This is a genomic window from Streptomyces sp. DvalAA-14 (assembly GCF_900091855.1).
In the GTDB taxonomy this organism is placed as follows: Bacteria; Actinomycetota; Actinomycetes; order Streptomycetales; family Streptomycetaceae; genus Actinacidiphila.
Window position 1 is genome coordinate 12,234 of record NZ_FMCH01000135.1, and the last position, 16,050, is coordinate 28,283.

The following is a 16,050-nucleotide window of genomic DNA, read 5'->3' on the forward strand; positions in this document are numbered from 1 at the left end:
GATCTCGGCGGCGAACGCGTCGCAGGCCGCCTCTTCCAATAGGAGTCCGCCGTCCGGCTGCTGCTCGAATTCCCTCGGGGCGGGTTCGCGAGCTGGGTGGATGCGGGCATCAGTGGACTGACCTGGGAAAACTCTCATCACGGTTTCCACTGGTGGTGGGGGTTTTCGGGGGGCATGTGTACTGAATGCGTACTCCCCGCGGCGAGCGGAACAACGGGACCGGCTCGCGCTGAACGGTGGGCCGCACTCCGGGGACCCGGTCCGGGACCTGAGGAAATGGCGGTGGGCGGTCGCGCTGCTGCTCCGGCCTGTACTGCAGACCGTGGCACGTCCAGCCCCGGTATGCCGCTGCCGTGCCGATCCCCTCAGTCCGCATCGAACGAGCCGGGCCAGCCTGCCCCAACACAGCGTCGGTTCTTCCGTCTCACTTGATCTGGTCCGGTGACCTCCGCTCTTCTGGCTAGTCTGCGGGCATGGAGCGCTCCGGGTTCGGCGAGATACTCGCGTGTTTGCTGGACCACAGAGAGCTCAGCGCACTGGAGTTGGCCGAACGTGCTGGGTTGACGGCAGACGAGGTCCGGGCGCTGCTGGCGGGGGAGAGTCCCAGAGAAGTGCTGCTCCGACGGCTTGCGACCGCGCTGGGTTTCCCCGCTGTCGATCTCTTCATCCTCGCAGGATGGGCGGTCCCCGAGGACCTGGCGCCGTTGGATGCCACGGCCGCGAAATGGGCGGCGAGCACGGTGACGGATGCAGTGCGCCTTCCCGCAGCGGGGCGCCGTGAACTTCTGCAGCTGATCAGGTCACTGCCGCAGGAGGAACGGCGTTCCCGATTCGCCCCGAAGCCGCTTATGCCCCTCGCCGACGGCCCGGGCGCTTGCATCATCGGCATGCTCCAGTACCGCAACTTGAATTGGATGGGCATAGCGAGGGTGCTTGCGTTCGTGACGCCCACGTACCTGTCGGCGGCCACCTACGGCGTGATCGGCTCCGCCCGCAAAGAGCTGACCCCGCGCTTGGTCACGGACTTCGCTGCCCTGTTGGGGATCGACGCCCGCGAACTGGCCGCGCTCACGGGCGTTTTCTTGCCTGAGGTGCCGCCCCCTCCGTCCGCGGAGGCCGTGGACGCCGCAGCGCTGCTGTGGGAGACGCGACGGCTGTCCGCAGTCCAGGCGCGACACGTCTCCGAGCTGGCACGTTCGCTGCGCGAGGACTCCGAGGACGGGTAGATAGCTCGTCGGCCTGGCCGGACTCTGATACTAGCGGCCGCGTAGCTCCCGCCTTGCTGCGCGAGGTCCGGACATAGAGACAAACTCGGGCGGCATTGCACCACCGCGTGTGAATGCTGCGCTTGTGCTCGCCAGTTGCCAGTCGGACAGACCAGTTTTAATCGTCATATTTCGACCCGTTATGACCGATCGGACAGAGGCGTACTTTTGTTCTATTAGAAGAGTTCGGCCGCAACTCGTGTAGGCCGGTGGTTGGATGTCGGTGTCCGGCCATGTGACGGTTCGTTGGACACGCAGCAGACCGTGGGCGCGGGCATGAGCGGCTGCGGCATACGGAGGGGTGCCCGGTGAGTGACCGCAGTGCGATCGAGTGGACCGAGGCGACGTGGAATCCGACGACCGGCTGCGACCGCGTGTCGTCTGGCTGCGATAACTGTTACGCGCTGACACTGGCCAAGCGTCTAAAGGCAATGGGTGCGGCGAAATATCAGCAGGACGGCGACCTGCGGACCTCAGGCCCGGGCTTCGGTTTGACGCTGCATCCGGATGCTCTGACGGTGCCGTACGGGTGGAAGAGCCCCCGGACGGTGTTCGTGAACTCGATGTCCGACTTGTTCCATGCGCGGGTGCCGGTTGACTTCGTTCGCCAGGTCTTCCAGGTCATGGCGGACACCCCGCAGCACACCTATCAGGTGCTGACGAAGCGCGCGCGGCGCCTACGGCAGATTGCTGAAAGCCTGGACTGGCCGCCGAACGTGTGGGTGGGGACGTCGGTGGAGACCGCCAAGGAACTTCCCCGCATCGACGACCTGCGGCGGATCCCAGCCGCGGTTCGGTTCCTGTCCTGCGAACCGCTGTTGGCCCCGCTCGACGGCCTGGATCTGTCCGGCATCCAATGGGTGATCGCCGGCGGTGAGTCGGGTCCTGGCCACCGGCGGATGGAAGAGGCGTGGGCGACCCAAATCCGTGACGCCTGCGAAGAAGAGGGAGTCGCCTTCTTCTTCAAACAGTGGGGTGGCCACACCCCCAAGGCGGGTGGCCGCCTTCTGCAAGGCCGCACCTGGGATCAGATGCCACTGCCAGCCGCGGCGATGTGACTCAGCGCTGCGGTTCGACAATCAGGTCTCGGGTCTTCTCCTTGTTCTTGCTGATTCCAGTGCTCGGGGTCCTGCCCTGCTCGTGCAGCAGCTTGACGGCTGCTCGCGCCGCCCCCTCGGTGACCTGTCCGTAGTAGTCGCCGAAGACATCCAGCGTGTGGTCGACCAGCTTGAACGCCCGGCCGCGCCGCAGCAGACCCTCGATGTTCTGGGCCATGGCCGGCACTGCCGCTGCCAACACCACCTTCGGGTCGGGACGAGTCACAGAGGTGGCGGAGAACAACGCATCTGGCTCGTTCTCCTCCTCCGCAAACTCCAGTTTCTTCCACCATTCGTCGCGGGCCCGGGCGGCTGAGTCGCCGAAGACCCACAGGCCGTGCTGGCGCCACGTGCCGTAGACGAGGTGGTAGACCGGCTTGAGGTGGGGAGCCTTAGCCACTGGCACTGACCGAACCAGCATTCCCGTGGCGGCTTCCAGACGGCGTGCGTACTCTGCGGCCACTGCCTCATCCGCATCCAGCGCTGGCTCCTTTCCGGTCGGGAAGAAGTCCCGCCACCACCGTCCGCCGCACACCTCGTCGAACCGCTCCGACGATCGCTCCACGCCCTTGGCGGACCGCGCGTTGCCGCCAAGGCGCCGGACCGCGACCATGCTGAAGTTCATCAAGAACTCCGTCGGCGGCCATAGTTTCGGCGACCGGCGTAGTGCCATAGCTTCTGTCAGGCGGTCCCACGGCAGACCCAGCCCACACGGGTCCAGGAACAAGAACAACGGCAGGTTGGTGGCTGTAACCAGCACCTCGTTCAGGACGCCGTCGACATCGCCATGATGTACCCGTGCATCCACACCCTGCGCACGGTAAATCCCGGCAATCTTCTCCAACTTCGTGAACGACTTCAGCTCCCGCTCGGTGAAGAAACACGTCCAGCGCAGTCCATGCTGCTTGAGGTGCTTCGACGCCACCCGCATCGCGATCTCGGCCGAACCGGCCTCGCCGCTTTCGTAGCGGCCCTCCCCGGCATACCCGTCCAGATAGACCACGCGGCCGTCACGCGAGCCGGTCATACCACCGAACTGCGGGATGTACCTTCCGAGCAGGTTGTGTTTGAGGACGCTCGGAAGTTCCCGATCATTCCAGTATGTCGTCTTCGTTCCTGTAGCCATAACAAGCCCCCCTTGGCCGCCAATGTCCCGGTCACCGATGGTGAACCCGTCCACGTGCCCCGTAAAGAGTGCGTGGTGTTTTCTCCGCATCTCGCAGTAGCTGCTCCCCGCGCAGGTGGAGTAGACCGGCGAGGGGGAGGTTGGCGCCGCGGGTGGTGCTGTGGAGGAGTTCGGTGATGGCGACGAGTTCGGCGAAGCGGCCTGCAGGGGTGTCGAGGAGGTAGGCGAACTCGGCGCGGATGCGGGCGGCGGTGGGTAGGACGAGAAGGCTGTAGCTGTGGAGGATGGCCACGTCGTAGCCGGTGGGGGCCAGGCCCCAGCCCTCCCAGTCGAGGATTTGGAGGTCGGGGGCGCAGAGGTTCGCCCAGTGCAGGTCGCCGTGGGCGGTGGTCCACGTGGGGACGCGGGTGTCGAGGGAGGTGCCGAGGAACTTCGGCATGGCCCAGTCCAGGTACTGCTGTTTGGTCGTGTAGCGGTCGGTGGGCACTGTCGCGATGTCGTCGAGGGCGATGCGCAGGCCCGTCCACCACACGGGTGGAAGGTCGCGCTCAACCGTCAGAGCAGGTGACGACGCGATGGGGCGCACAGCGACGTAGTCGTACAGCTCTGCGCGGTACTCCCATCCCTGGTCCCTGAAATCGTGGACGGTCCGCAGGCGGGGTCGCGGCACCGTCGCCGGGATCGCGCCTGATGCCTCGCAAGACCCGTTCCAGAAGATGTGGTCGGTCTCGCCGGCGGGAGCACTGGCCAGTCGCAACCACCCAGGGCCGTCGGCCGAGCTGATCGACCGGCCGAGAGTCCGACCGCGCCATCCCCACGCCTCGTCTTCGAGCTGGGTTGGGTCCAAGTCCAGGGCACTGCGGGCCCAGTGATGGGCAGCACGCATCCTGCCGACGACCTCGGGGTCCTCCGGTCCGGGGTACATCAGCTCACCGAGCCGTCGAGGTTCAGCAAGGTGTTGCGGGCGGCACGGGCCAGCACGGCCTGGGCGGCTGCGGGGACGCCGATGCGGTTCCAGTGGAAGATCACGTGGTGGGCGAGGACGTCGCGGAGACCGCGTTCCAGGGCGCCGTCGCGGGCGCTGTCGGCCAACTGCCGGCCTGCGGTCTTGAACGCGGCCGCCCAGGGCCCAGCGTGCGGCAGCGGGCCACCGGTGGCGAACAGCGGGCTGGTGGCGGACGTGTCCAGGCTCATCAGCCGATCAAGGCTCGGTGCCATGCCCCGCAACCGACCGGTGGGAGGAGCCTCGGCCAGGGGACGCATCTGGGCGACGCGGTGCCAGATGTCGCCCTGCTCGTGGCTGTCCTGGCCGGCGCCACGGAACAGCGAGGCGCAGAGCAGTACAGCCAGTTCGCGACGACCGACGGCGGGTTGACCGGGGGCAGCGGGGGCTTGGCGCAGGTGCGTCAGGATGCCGTCACTGTCAGCATGGAAGAGGTCGTGCGCGATCTCCATACCCCGCTTTCCGCCGAAGGCCAGGGACTCGGGCTCGTAGCGGGATTCCCACCACCGCTGGACCGCGCCCGCCGCCACGAGGCCGTCCAGCACCGGAGCGAGAAGTGTCCTCGTAGCGACGGTGGCGTGCGAGCCGGGACGGCAGCGCAGCCGCCAGCACGGATGCTTGCGAAGAAACCACCAGTCGGCGAACGTCCCGGTCTCCCGGGCCTGCTGCAGGAAGGGACCGAGGTGGGTGGCGGCGGTCCGCTCGGCCCCGGCCCAGTCGGTGAAGTGGATGCGGACCTGGTACCAGCCGCGATCAAGCGCGGGCGTGTTGAGAGCCGCGCGACCAGCGGCACGGTAGGTGGCGACAGCGTCGGAGAGGTCGGCGGGGTCCATCGGGACCTGGGCTGCTGCCGGGTGGAGATCGGTGCCGGCCAGAACAGCCAGTACCGCGTTCTCCACCTCGTGGGGGTCAGGGGTCATGGCAATCAGCCCGTCAGAAGGCAGGTGTCCCAGCCCGATGCCGTGGTGCCGTCGGCGGAAGTCAGAACCAGCGCGGGACCGGTCGTACCGTCGAGGAACCCGTCTCCCCCGGCGACTGGTTGAGACGCCAGCAGCGCCTGCAGGCGCGGCAGGTGGGCAGCGAAGGCATCGCTGCGGGCATCGCGAGCGACGCGGCGAGTGGTGTGCAGCAGTCCGGCAGCCCCGTGGCAGATGCCTCCGTCGCGGATCCGGCCGAGCTGTCCGGGATCGGCAAGGCAGGCGAGCAGAGCTTCCTCCGCCATGCGTTGCCGGTCGGAGTCCCCGAGGGCCATGCCGGCAAGTTGCTGGGCGCGGACCAAACCCGGGGTGCCGTAGCACCAGCTCGGCCGCGACGGCCCGGCCTGCGTGAGGATGCCGGTGCGGTGCTCGGCCAGTGTGATCCAGTACGGCCACCAGGGTCCGGTATCCGATTCCTGGCGCCAGGTGTCCAGCCAGGCGCAGATCCGTCTCATCGCGCCGGTCTGACCTTCGACAACGGCTCCGCGGCGGGTGGCGATTGCCAGCACGGACAGTACGCCGGCGATCCCGTGGGCCATACCGAGGTTGCCGTGGCCGCCGGGGAACTCGGCGGAGATAGAGCCCGACGGGCTCAGAAGGGTCCACCAGCCGGGTAACTGATCGTCGTCGCCGGACAGCGGCCATGTCAGACGCACCAGGTAGGACAGGACGTCCCGCAGCACTTTGGTCTGGGGATCACGGCACAGCAGGTAGGCGCCGAGACCCGTCAGCCCGTAAAAGAGGTCGAATTCACCGACACGGGGTCGTTCGCCGCGGTCGATCCGGGCGTCTGCCGAGGCGAGACGCCGTCGGGTGAGCTGGGTGATCTGGGCGTCGAGGGTGTCCAACGCTCCGACGTAGCGGCCGGTGCTGACGTGGGCGGTGTGCAGGGCGAAGGCGACGGCGGGTGCGCCGAAGTAGAGCGAGGCCTGCTCGTCGGCGACCAGGTCGCTGGTGCAGGCTGCCAGGCGAGTGTGTACTTCGGCCCAGGAGTCGGTGCCGCGTTGTGCGCGTTCGATCGGCAGCAGGGCAGTGCCGGCGGCGCCTGTCGCCAGTGACTGAGCCTCCGCGGTCGTCTCGAATGGGTCCGCTTCCTTGGAGGCGAAGGGTGCGCCGCCCGTCCTGGAGATCACTTCGCGGCTCCTTGTGATTGGGCCGTCCAGGCCAGGGCGGCTGCGCGGGCGAGTCGGTAGCAGGTCTGTTCGTGGGTCTGGTCGATCCCGACCGACCGGAGGTGGTGCATGTGCATGAGGGACGGCAGTACCGCCTCGGGCGACAACCGGCCGTCCGCCGCGAGCGCGACGCGGTAGGCGGTCAGGGCCTCGCGCCGTGCGTCCCAAGCCGCGGTGAGCCGGTCGCCGCCCGGCAGGCTGTGTAGGGCTTCACGGCTCTGGCGGGGGCTCGCCAGACGCATCGCCTCCTGGTGGACGACGCGGGAGGGGTGCGGGGCGGCGTCGGTGGTGATGTGCTCGATCAGCCACCGCATCGCAGCGTCGGCGTCGGCCATGGCCCCGATCGCCAGATCCACCAGGCTGGCTGCTGTGACTGCCTGTGCGGACATCTCTCCGCCGGCGGCCAGCATCATCTGGGCGACGGCGGCCCCGGAGTCCGCAGCGAAGAACGCCTCGGCAGCGTCAAGTGCCGGGCCGCTGCCGTAGCGGCCGGTCTCGGGATAGTAGGTATCCCACTGGACCGTACCGAGCAGCCCGTCTTGGCGAAGGTCCGAGGCCCAGGCTCCGACCCGGGCGGCCACCGCCCCGAAGCCGTCGGGGTGGGGTAGGCGGAAGCGCAGCCGTACGTGGTCGTGCGGGTCCCGGTAGCGCACCAACCACCACTGCGGTGGGTCCTCCCAGCCCTCCCACAGGCGGGGCAAGCGGCGGGTAAGGAGTTCGGGGACCCAGTCGGGATGGCCGTAGAGCTTGACGTAGGCACACGTGGAAGCACCGGGCGACTGACCGTGCTCCCGGCCGACGGGCGCTGATCTCTTCCGCTGGGATGTCGATGGCTGGATGGGGGAAGCGGTGGAGGCGAGCGCGAGGGTGATCTCGTGGGGTCGCCCGTCGCACCACCCGTACGCGGCTTCCTCGGGGGCTTCCCTCAGCGTGACGTGACCGACGCGGTCCACTTCGGCGCGCAGGAGCGCCGCATCCGCTCCGTGCTCCAGGATCAGGCGCAGTCGCTTGTCGTCGTCGCCGAGCTGGACGGCTTCGGGGACGCCCAGTCGTCGGCGCCAGCCCGACAGCGCCTGCCTCCACTCGGCGGGCGGGGTCCTGGGGCCTGGTAAGTCGGCGGCTTCGATCCGCCACGTGGCTGGGGCGAGGACGGCGCGGCCGTAGCGAACGCGGGGCAGAAATGGAAGGCCGGCCGCCGCGCCCCATGCGAACGGGCCGAAGGCGGCACAGCGGGCGCGGGGCAGCTCGATGAGCAGCCGGGCCAGGGGATGCGTGAACTGCTTGAGGTCCACGGCGTTGAGCATGGCGGGCTCGACGGTCCGGCCGGTGGAGAGCTGGACCAGCACCAGCCGACTGGCATCCGCGGTGACCGCCAGATCCCTCAGCGGCAGTATCGGACTGCCGTGCTGAGGATGGTCGGCAACAGGAATGACCTTCGGCGAGACGATTGGGGCACGCCCTACATTCTCGGTCCGCACGGACAGCGGTGGGCTGGAGACCTGTGCCCGCAGGGCGCCGCGCTCCACAGTGGGGAGGCTGGCATAGGCGGCGGTCATCCGGACGCGGTCGTCAGCGTCGAGAAGGTCGAGGAAGCGGCCGGCTGTCGCTCCGGCCGCGGGAGCTACCCCACTGACGACGAGAAGGAAGTCACCGTCCCGCAGCGCCGCGCTGGTTGCCGCGTGGAGGCTGAACCGCAGGTCGAGATGAGGGAGCGGGATACCGGACCCCACCTCCCATGCGGCGAGATCGGCGTCGCTCAGGACGATCTCGCGGGCGCCGTCAAGCGCGGCGTGCTGGGCCAGCGCGAGGAGTTGGTGGTCCCGGGGCGTCAGGGCCGGAGTCGACGGCGTGCCGAGGGAGCCGCGATATCCGGCGGGGAGATCGATGCCGGTATCCGGGTCGGTGAGGTCGCTGATGGGGACCAAGGCACCGGGTCCGTAGCGTTCCAGGAAGCGTGTGTGGAACTCCCGCCATGCTGTCGAGCCGGACGGGAAGGGCGTCAGCCGGGCCAGTGCCTCCGCCGCTTTCTCGGCCTCGGTGGCCACTTGCTCGGGGAGGGTGAGCGAGCAGTCCAGGCGGAGGTCAACGGCAAGCGGCGTCTCCGTGACGCTGGTCGCGGCCCGCATCTTTACCGCCGCCTCAGTCCGCAAGCGCCGGCGGATGGCGGGCTCGGCGGTGGTGTAGTGGGTCAACGTCGCGTGAAGCCGGTAAAGCATTCGCACGGTAGGTGCGATCGGAGCAATGCCGACCGCGTTCACCCCGTCGAGTCGGTTGATCAGGTGGCCGAGGGTGTCCGTCACGGTCATCGGTGGGCGCAGGTCGGTCAGCAGGAAACGGCGGGCCACGAGTTCTGTCAGCAGGCCTGCCCTGGTGTCGGAGGGCACGTCGGGGTACTCGGCGGCGAGTTTCCCGGTCAGAGCAGCGACCGCGACAGGGGAGGCGGCCGCGGCCAGCACGAGATCCACCGCCGGGGTACGCCGTATACCGACCTCGCCGGGACCTCTGTCCTCGTCCTGATCGGGACGCTGGCATGGCAGTACCCACCGCCCGCCGCGCGCGAAGCTCGTCCCGTCCGCCACGACGGTCAACCGGCGAAGCAAATCGGGGCACGCCTCCAAACGGCCGATGATCTCCGACAGCCATACGGCGTCCACGCGCACGAAGGGCCGGTGTTCTTCGCCCCATCGCCACGCCAGGACGGGCCCGATGCGGGCAGGAGCTATCCCGGCGAACAGCCCGAACGGCGTGGCACGGTGCTGCAAGCGCAGCAGATAGCGGTGCAGCGAAGTCGTGGTCCGCCGCACGCGCTTGGGCGAGAGGGTCTGTCCGGCACAGATCTGGCGGACGCGATGGGCCAGGACAGGGCTGGCCAGTTCGACGGCTTCGGCGACCGACTGGAGTCGCCAGACCGATTCGAGCCACAACCGCCACGCGGCGGTGTCGGTGCCCTCGTCACCGGACGGTTCCGACAGGTCCGGCAGGTCCGGCAGCACGAGTCCGCTGGGGTATGCCGCGGCTCGGATCAGGGCCGCGTCCACGTAGCGATACATCTCTGCCCTCCCCGTTTCGGGTGGCTGCGGTGGCCGGGCTCGGGACCCGGCCACCGGAGCGCGCGTTGTGATCAGTCGGTGATGCAGCCGGCGCAGGCACTCTCGTTGGTGCTGCCGCAGTTGTCGCTGGTCGTGTTCATCAGCTCGCTGATGGCTGTGCCCTTCTCGGCGAAGGTCACGTCCAGGTCGAAGTCGGTCGCGGTCGTGCTCTGGTCCATCGGGTCTCCTTGGGCTAACGGTCATGGATGGGGCACGTGCACCTGGCCGCCGGGCTCAACGCCCGGCCGGCCAGGAGATGGTGAGGCGGAAGGCACCCGCTTCCAGCAGCCGCCCTGCCGGCAGTTGTTCGGCAGGGGTGGCCTTCGGATAGGCGGCCAGTTCGGCCCGTTGGCCACGGTGGTTGCGGTCCCAGGTCTGGAACTGGGCGATCAGGCGGTCGGCGGTCTTGCCGGCCTCGGGGCCGTGGGCGACGGCGCCGAACTCGAAGGCCTCCCGCTCAGGGGTGGTGGGCCGCATCGTCAGGTAGGCGAAGGAGTCGCCGCCTTCCCCAAGGAGCGTGGAGACGCCCATCGGGGAGGCGGAAGCCACCAGGCCGCGGTCGCGTGCGGCGCGCGTGGCGGCAAGCAACGCGTACTCGTCCAGGGTGGTCGCCAGCCACAGGTCCAGGTCGTCGTACGGCAGTCCCCGTTCCATGGTCACTCCGGACCAGGCCTCGGTGCGCGGCTGTCGGAAGGCACCCCGCAGCTTGTCGGCGTCGAGGCGGCCGGCATCCTCCAACCGCAGCCCAACGTGGTCGTCCTCGCCGTCATGCAGCACGATCAGCTGCTGATCGCGGGCCCCGGCACCTCGCATGGGCACGAAGCCGCACACCTCGTAGTCCAGCCCCACCAGATGGCCGTTCTCCCGCTGGAAGGCGACGGACCGGGTCAAGCCCCGCATCCGCAGGGGAACTACGATTCGACCGGCCTCGGTGAGCTGATCGACCCAGGCCGCCGCAAGACCGGCTGCCTCGACCGTGACCACGATCCGGTCGTAAGGGGCGTGGTCTGGTTCGCCATGATCGCCGTCCACGACGAGGGCATTCACATGGCCGTATCCGGCGGCAGGCAGCAGGCGCCGTGCCCGGTCGATGACGTCCGGATCGATGTCGATGGTGGTGACCTGGCCGCTGGAACCCACCAGTTCGGCGATGAGCGACGCGTTGTAGCCCCCGGAACCGATCTCCAGCACCCGCATGCCGGGCCGGATGTCGGCCTGCTCCAGCATGAACGCCTGAATGCGTGCGGCGCTGACCGAGGAAAGGGCGACGCCGCGCTCGTCCCTCTTGGTGACCAGAGCCCGCTCGGCGGCGTACGCCTTCTCCAGGCTGTCCTCGGGGACGAACAGGTGCCGGGGTACCGCGCGCAAGGCGTCTTCAACCGCTTGGCTCCGCAGCGCGTTCAGCCCGCGCAGCTCGGCGATCAGCCCCTCGCGCAGCGCGTTGACGCGGGCGGGATCGGGGGATTCGGTGGTCACGTCATTACTCCTAGGGTCTTCTTGCGGGTCGTGCGGATGCGCTTGTTGTGGAGGGCGAAGCTCCTGCGGTCCAGCCTGGTGACCTCTTGGCCATAGCTGGTGGTGAGCGGCCCAGTCGGCACGGGCGGCTATCAGGGCCGGGCGTATCTCGTGGTCGAGACGGTCTGCCTGAGCGCGGAGCTTCGCGGCTACCTCGGCCACGCCTCCTGGGTCGAGGCCGAGGACCCAATGTTCTGGGTACGCGCTGATGTTGACCACAGGCACCCGTAGGCCCGCGTCGGCGGCGTAGGGGTTGCAGTCGATGCTTCCCTCGAAGACGACTTCCTCCTCCGCCTCGCCTCTCGCGTCCGGAGCTACGACATTCAGCACCTGGCCCTCGAAGAAACTCCGGTGACTGACGTCGGCCAGCCGAACGCCCAGCATCTCCAGCCTCACGTCGACTTCGCTGGGGTCGTCCTCCGCCCACTCGGGCAGATAGCCGGAGGTCCGAACGCCGTTGACCGTGGTGATCGTCCACCTCCCCGGCGTGCTCCATGGCGACGGCTGCCCGGGGTGGCTTCCAGACTCCGTCATCGCGGAGCTGTGCTGCTGCGTAGTGATGGCTGTTCCCTCGCCGTCTGCAGAACAAGGTCGTGGGCGCGCTCTGACTCCGGAGGGGGCCGATCACCAGAAGGGGGGTACCTCTGCCCGTCGGAGTGATGGAGGACGGGGATCTTCGCCCAGACCGACTTCCCTGGCTGTGGACTCAGCGGGCGCCATCCCCATGCGCCACCGGTGAGACCAGCGATCAATTGAAGACCTCGGCCGTTCTCTTCGAGCCCTGATCCGTGACGAAGGACCGGGGGCTGATCGCTCTCGTCGCAGAAGGAGATACGCAGAAGACCAGGTACGAGGTCCAGAACGAGGGCGCAACGACGAGCCTCGGGCCGGCCCTGCCCCGCGTCGTACGACGCGGCCGGACGGCCGGAATGTCGCACGGCATTCGTTGCCAACTCGGCGACGATGAGTAGAGCGTCGTCCAGTACCTCGGGAGGCATGGCCCAGTGCAGAAACACGTCCCTCGCGTGGGCGCGGGCCAAGCGCATCGCAGAAGGCTCGCACGCTAAATCCAGCCTGCTGAGCAGTGACTCCAAGCCTGCGGTCATCGTCACACCTCCAAGCGTCATAGTCATGTGAGACGGGACGAACGCTCGGCAGCGCTGCCCCGCGGTTGCACGCACTACGCAACCGCACCGTCACGCACAGCGGTACGGTGTGAGCAGTGGCTGAACTTGAAAGCCTTGAAAGTCCTTCAGCACGCGGGGGGTTGACCGATGGCGAAAGGCCAGCCGAACGAGGGCCTTATTCGGCTGCTCGGCGAGACCGGATGGACCTACGGCGCGTTCGCACGGCAGATCAACCGGCTGGGTACGGAGCAGGGCACACCGCTGCGCTACGACGAATCGGCGGTCAGCCACTGGCTCGCCGGCACCATCCCTCGGAAGGACGCCCGAGCCCTGATCCTTGAAGCTCTGGCCCGCAAGCTCGGCCGGCCCGTCACCCACGCCGAGGCCGGCTTCCCCGCGCCCGTCGGCCAGTCGAAACAACGGTCGTCTACCGTTGAAGGACTGATGGAGCTCGGACGGCAGGACATGGACCCTTCGCGGCGCAGCGTGCTCGGGACCGCGCTGTTCTCGGCTGCGCTGACCATTCCCGCGTGGCCGGAGGTCGTCGGCCGCCTCGAAGCCGTGCAGACCGGCCGGACCACGCGGATCGGCCACGCCGAAGTGGATGCCGTCCGCGCCATGACCGAGAAGGTCTCGGAGCTGGACGACATGTTCGGCGGACGCCACGCCCGCCCGATGGCGGCCGCGTTTCTGGTCAACACCGTGGCACCTCACCTTCGGGCCGACGGACCGCCCGAAGTACGCCAGGCCATGCTCTCCGCCGCCTCCGACCTGCTGTACCTGACCGGGTACATGGCCGTCGACGAGGGCCTGCACGGTCTGGCCCAGCGCTACTACCTCAAGGCCCTCGAACTCGCCGGGGCCGCCGACGACCACCTGACGTACTGCACGACGCTACGCGGGATGAGCGTTCAGGCGGTCGACCTCGGGCACGGCTCCGACGCGATACGGCTGGCCGACGCAGCCGCCGCGGCTTCGCCTCAAGCAGGCCCCCGCATGCTGGCCTTCCTCACCGGGCAGCAGGCACACTCAGCGGCGCAACAGGGCGATCGGCGTACCGCGCTTCTCTACATGAGGCAGGCGGAGGCCGCTATGGACCGGGCCGAGAGCCGCTCCAAGGCCTTCGGCTCCTACGACCCCGCCGCGCTGAACTACCACATCGCCCAGGTGCGCTACGAACTCGGCGATGTGGCGGGATCGATCGAGGCGCTCCAGGAAAGCAACAAGCTCCGGTACTCGGTGTATCGGCGCGGGAACGTCCGGATGCGCGCGCTCCTGGCCGAGCGGCAGCTCCAGATCGGGCACTTGGAAGAAGCGGTCAAGACCTGGCACGACGCGTTGGACGACTACCCGTTCGTCCAATCGGGCCGGGCGGACCAGCGCATGTTCACCATGCGCTCCCTCATCACGCCGTACCGCCGCAACCCCAAGGCGGCGGAGCTGTACGAACGGGCCAGCACGCTGGTACCCACGGCCACCTGAGCGAGGCGTCCAGTACCGCCCTGGTAACGTCGCCCTCTTCTCCGGGAAGCCGGAAGAAGTCCTTACCGGCAGGCAGCCATGACCGATCCGAACCGCCAACTCCGGCACGCACTCGACACGCTGGACGCCGCGTTCGCGCCGCTCTCGGATCGGTCCCTCACCGTGGAGGGCTGCACCCACTGCTACGCCGAGGCCGACCTCGAAGCCCTCGCCGGTCCCGTCCATCGGATACCGGAGGATCTCATCGCCTCGGCCGCAGCAAGGACCCCCGGCCACTGGAGCGACTTCCCCGCCCTGTACCGACGGATGACGCCCAGGATCATACGGCTGCTCGTCCGCGACCGGCTCCACGTCGACCACGGCCTGATCGCCTCCCGGCTGCTCGCCGCCGACTGGCGCGGCTGGACGGCACCCGAGCGGGAAGCGCTGGAGGAAGTCTGGCGCACCTGGTGGCATTCGGCCCTGCAGGCATACCCCGCGCCTGTCACCGACGTCTTGGAGATCCTCTCGGTCAGCACGGGAAGCCTCGAACCGTGGCTGGCCGTCTGGGCACAGACCCGCACCGACTCGGCGGACCGCCACCTCCACGACGCGATCGACGGATGGCTCTTCGAAGACCAACTCGCCGACCTCAGACTTGGCTTCTACGACGAGTTGCACGCCACCCCGGAACTCCCGCCCTGGCTACTCGCCCTGGGGGACAGCCGCATCGGCGACGCCCGGCTCTCCGAGGTCAAGCGCATCGCATCCGGCTGAGGCTGGCTCCGCCGATGCCCACCAAACTGACCCACCTTCGCGTTTCGGATGCCGTTGAGGAGAGATCGTGCCGGGCAGACCACCGATGGACGACGCCCTCCCCTTGCTTCGGGCCGAGTTGGAGGTCACGGGTGCGACGGCCGACCTGGGCGCGGAAGAGGCGTGGCTTGCGTTCGTCCGGTTCGGTCGCATGCGGTTCAGGACGCCGGATACATTCGATGCCGACGGCCTGCTCTTCCAGTACGGGACACACACGTTTGACGGTCCGGCGACGTTCCTACTGGACTTCACTCGACAGTTCGTGGTCACCGACGCGGACGGCAACCACAATCACTACGTGCAGGTCCACTGCGAGCTGCGGTACAGCGCCGTCTCTGCGTTGCATGACCTGGGAAGCTTCGCCTCTTGGTTCTTCCACGACGGCGAAGACGACCTCGATCGGTGGTCCACAGCAATGAGCAGTCGAGCGGCGGAGGGAGCCCTCCGCGAGTTCAAGCCGACGGGACTCCGGGTCTACCGGGAGCAGGTGTAGCCGGTCGGCCGCGCAAGTCTGTTCAGGCCGTTTCGTGGGCGAACTACCATCTCGCTGCGGACGCGGCCCGGAGACCGGCTTACAGCACGAATAGGCCGCCCCGGGGGGTAGGGACGGCCCATCCAGTGGTGCTGTTCAGGCTTCGGTGCCGCGGTGGTGGCCCGTCAGCCCGTGAAGCCTGCTGTCAGGTCGGCCTGCGGTGGTCTGGCTCACGCGGCCCGCGGCACAGTTGGCCGCTTCGCTTGCCCGTGAGAACTGGGCCGCCGAGGGGGCAGGCCTGGCGCTCGGCAGCGTGCCACGCCTCTGACGGTGCTCGGCTGCTGCCTGGCCGACCGGTGTTCGTACTAGTTGTCGCCGGGGGCGTAGAGGTAGCCGTCGGGGGCGACGATGTCGCAGAGCCTCTCGAATGCGGTGCGCTCTTCGTCGGTCATCCGGGGGATGACGTCGCTGACGGTGGAACCGTCCGGTACCTGGGCGAAGTACGGGAGCAGCAGCTTGAGGAAGGCGTGGACGGCTTCCTGGTACTCGCGCCGGTAGTCGCCTTCGCGCTGGATCTGGGCGGCGGCGATCTCGAACTCCTCGCGGGTGGAGCTGAGGGCGAGTGTCTGCTCGGCCTGGGTGAAGGGCCGGCCGTCGAGGTGCGACCACCTGTTGGTGTCGGGCCGGCGCTTGAAGTCGGTGTCGCACAGCAGGGTGACGACGTCGAGGCGGATGTTGGAGAGGGTCAAGGAACTCCTCGGGAGTGGGTTGGAACGCGTGATGGATACGGGATGTTGCTGAGGGGGTGAGCGGCGCGGCGGACGCTTGGCGTCGCTCGGACGACACGGGTCGCTTCGCGGGCTCTCGAACAGGGGTTGGTCAGGAATGGCTGGTCCAGGGGATCCCCGGGGATCCGGTCCCGCCGACCCC

Annotated in this window: 14 protein-coding genes; 5 read left to right on the forward strand and 9 right to left on the reverse strand. The window is 68.4% G+C overall.

Features of this window, described 5'->3' with window-relative positions:
- Positions 1–473: 473 nt before the first annotated feature.
- Both GA0115240_RS06290 and GA0115240_RS06295 read left to right on the forward strand, forming a co-directional pair.
- On the forward strand, positions 474–1,226 hold the full coding sequence (locus GA0115240_RS06290) for a helix-turn-helix transcriptional regulator (protein ID WP_093735661.1): 753 nt from the start codon (positions 474–476) through the stop codon (positions 1,224–1,226).
- 347 nt (positions 1,227–1,573) lie between these two features.
- The gene (locus GA0115240_RS06295; protein ID WP_093735662.1) at positions 1,574–2,323 is read left to right on the forward strand and encodes a DUF5131 family protein; all 750 of its coding nucleotides are present in this window, start codon (positions 1,574–1,576) and stop codon (positions 2,321–2,323) included.
- A 1-nt stretch (position 2,324) separates the two neighbouring features.
- Here GA0115240_RS06295 and tcmP read toward each other — a convergent pair whose 3' ends face one another.
- The 8 genes from tcmP to GA0115240_RS39140 all read right to left on the reverse strand — a co-directional run bounded on the left by tcmP (position 2,325) and on the right by GA0115240_RS39140 (position 12,377).
- Positions 2,325–3,488, reverse strand: a complete 1,164-nt coding sequence (tcmP, locus tag GA0115240_RS06300; RefSeq protein WP_093735670.1) for a three-Cys-motif partner protein TcmP — start codon at positions 3,486–3,488, stop codon at positions 2,325–2,327.
- 31 nt (positions 3,489–3,519) lie between these two features.
- Complete coding sequence (locus tag GA0115240_RS37560; protein WP_202451087.1) at positions 3,520–4,020, reverse strand: phosphotransferase; 501 nt, start codon at positions 4,018–4,020, stop codon at positions 3,520–3,522.
- A 392-nt stretch (positions 4,021–4,412) separates the two neighbouring features.
- Positions 4,413–5,411, reverse strand: coding sequence for a thiopeptide-type bacteriocin biosynthesis protein (locus tag GA0115240_RS06310; protein WP_093735664.1), 999 nt, complete (start codon positions 5,409–5,411; stop codon positions 4,413–4,415).
- A gap of 5 nt (positions 5,412–5,416) precedes the next feature.
- Positions 5,417–6,601, reverse strand: a complete 1,185-nt coding sequence (locus GA0115240_RS06315) for a lanthionine synthetase C family protein (protein WP_202451088.1) — start codon at positions 6,599–6,601, stop codon at positions 5,417–5,419.
- A complete protein-coding gene (locus GA0115240_RS06320) occupies positions 6,598–9,690 on the reverse strand; it encodes a lantibiotic dehydratase (protein WP_093735665.1) in 3,093 nt (1,030 codons plus the stop codon). The genes GA0115240_RS06315 and GA0115240_RS06320 overlap by 4 nt, the downstream gene beginning before the upstream one ends.
- Before the next feature lie 71 nt (positions 9,691–9,761).
- Complete coding sequence (locus GA0115240_RS06325; protein WP_093735666.1) at positions 9,762–9,908, reverse strand: FxLD family lanthipeptide; 147 nt, start codon at positions 9,906–9,908, stop codon at positions 9,762–9,764.
- A 55-nt stretch (positions 9,909–9,963) separates the two neighbouring features.
- On the reverse strand, positions 9,964–11,778 hold the full coding sequence (fxlM, locus tag GA0115240_RS06330; protein ID WP_237554644.1) for a methyltransferase, FxLD system: 1,815 nt from the start codon (positions 11,776–11,778) through the stop codon (positions 9,964–9,966).
- Positions 11,775–12,377, reverse strand: coding sequence for an ATP-binding protein (locus GA0115240_RS39140; RefSeq protein WP_107407107.1), 603 nt, complete (start codon positions 12,375–12,377; stop codon positions 11,775–11,777). The genes fxlM and GA0115240_RS39140 overlap by 4 nt, the downstream gene beginning before the upstream one ends.
- 141 nt (positions 12,378–12,518) lie before the next feature.
- Between GA0115240_RS39140 and GA0115240_RS06335 the strand changes: the two genes are divergently transcribed.
- From GA0115240_RS06335 to GA0115240_RS06345, 3 genes are all read left to right on the forward strand, one after another.
- A complete protein-coding gene (locus tag GA0115240_RS06335) occupies positions 12,519–13,853 on the forward strand; it encodes a tetratricopeptide repeat protein (RefSeq protein WP_176724993.1) in 1,335 nt (444 codons plus the stop codon).
- A 78-nt stretch (positions 13,854–13,931) separates the two neighbouring features.
- On the forward strand, positions 13,932–14,609 hold the full coding sequence (locus tag GA0115240_RS06340) for a hypothetical protein (RefSeq protein WP_093735667.1): 678 nt from the start codon (positions 13,932–13,934) through the stop codon (positions 14,607–14,609).
- Between the two features lie 85 nt (positions 14,610–14,694).
- Positions 14,695–15,141 carry a hypothetical protein gene (locus GA0115240_RS06345; protein ID WP_093735668.1) on the forward strand — a complete coding sequence of 149 codons (447 nt, stop codon included), beginning with the start codon at positions 14,695–14,697 and terminating at the stop codon, positions 15,139–15,141.
- A 344-nt stretch (positions 15,142–15,485) separates the two neighbouring features.
- Here GA0115240_RS06345 and GA0115240_RS06350 read toward each other — a convergent pair whose 3' ends face one another.
- A complete protein-coding gene (locus GA0115240_RS06350) occupies positions 15,486–15,869 on the reverse strand; it encodes a hypothetical protein (RefSeq protein WP_093735669.1) in 384 nt (127 codons plus the stop codon).
- Positions 15,870–16,050: the final 181 nt, after the last annotated feature.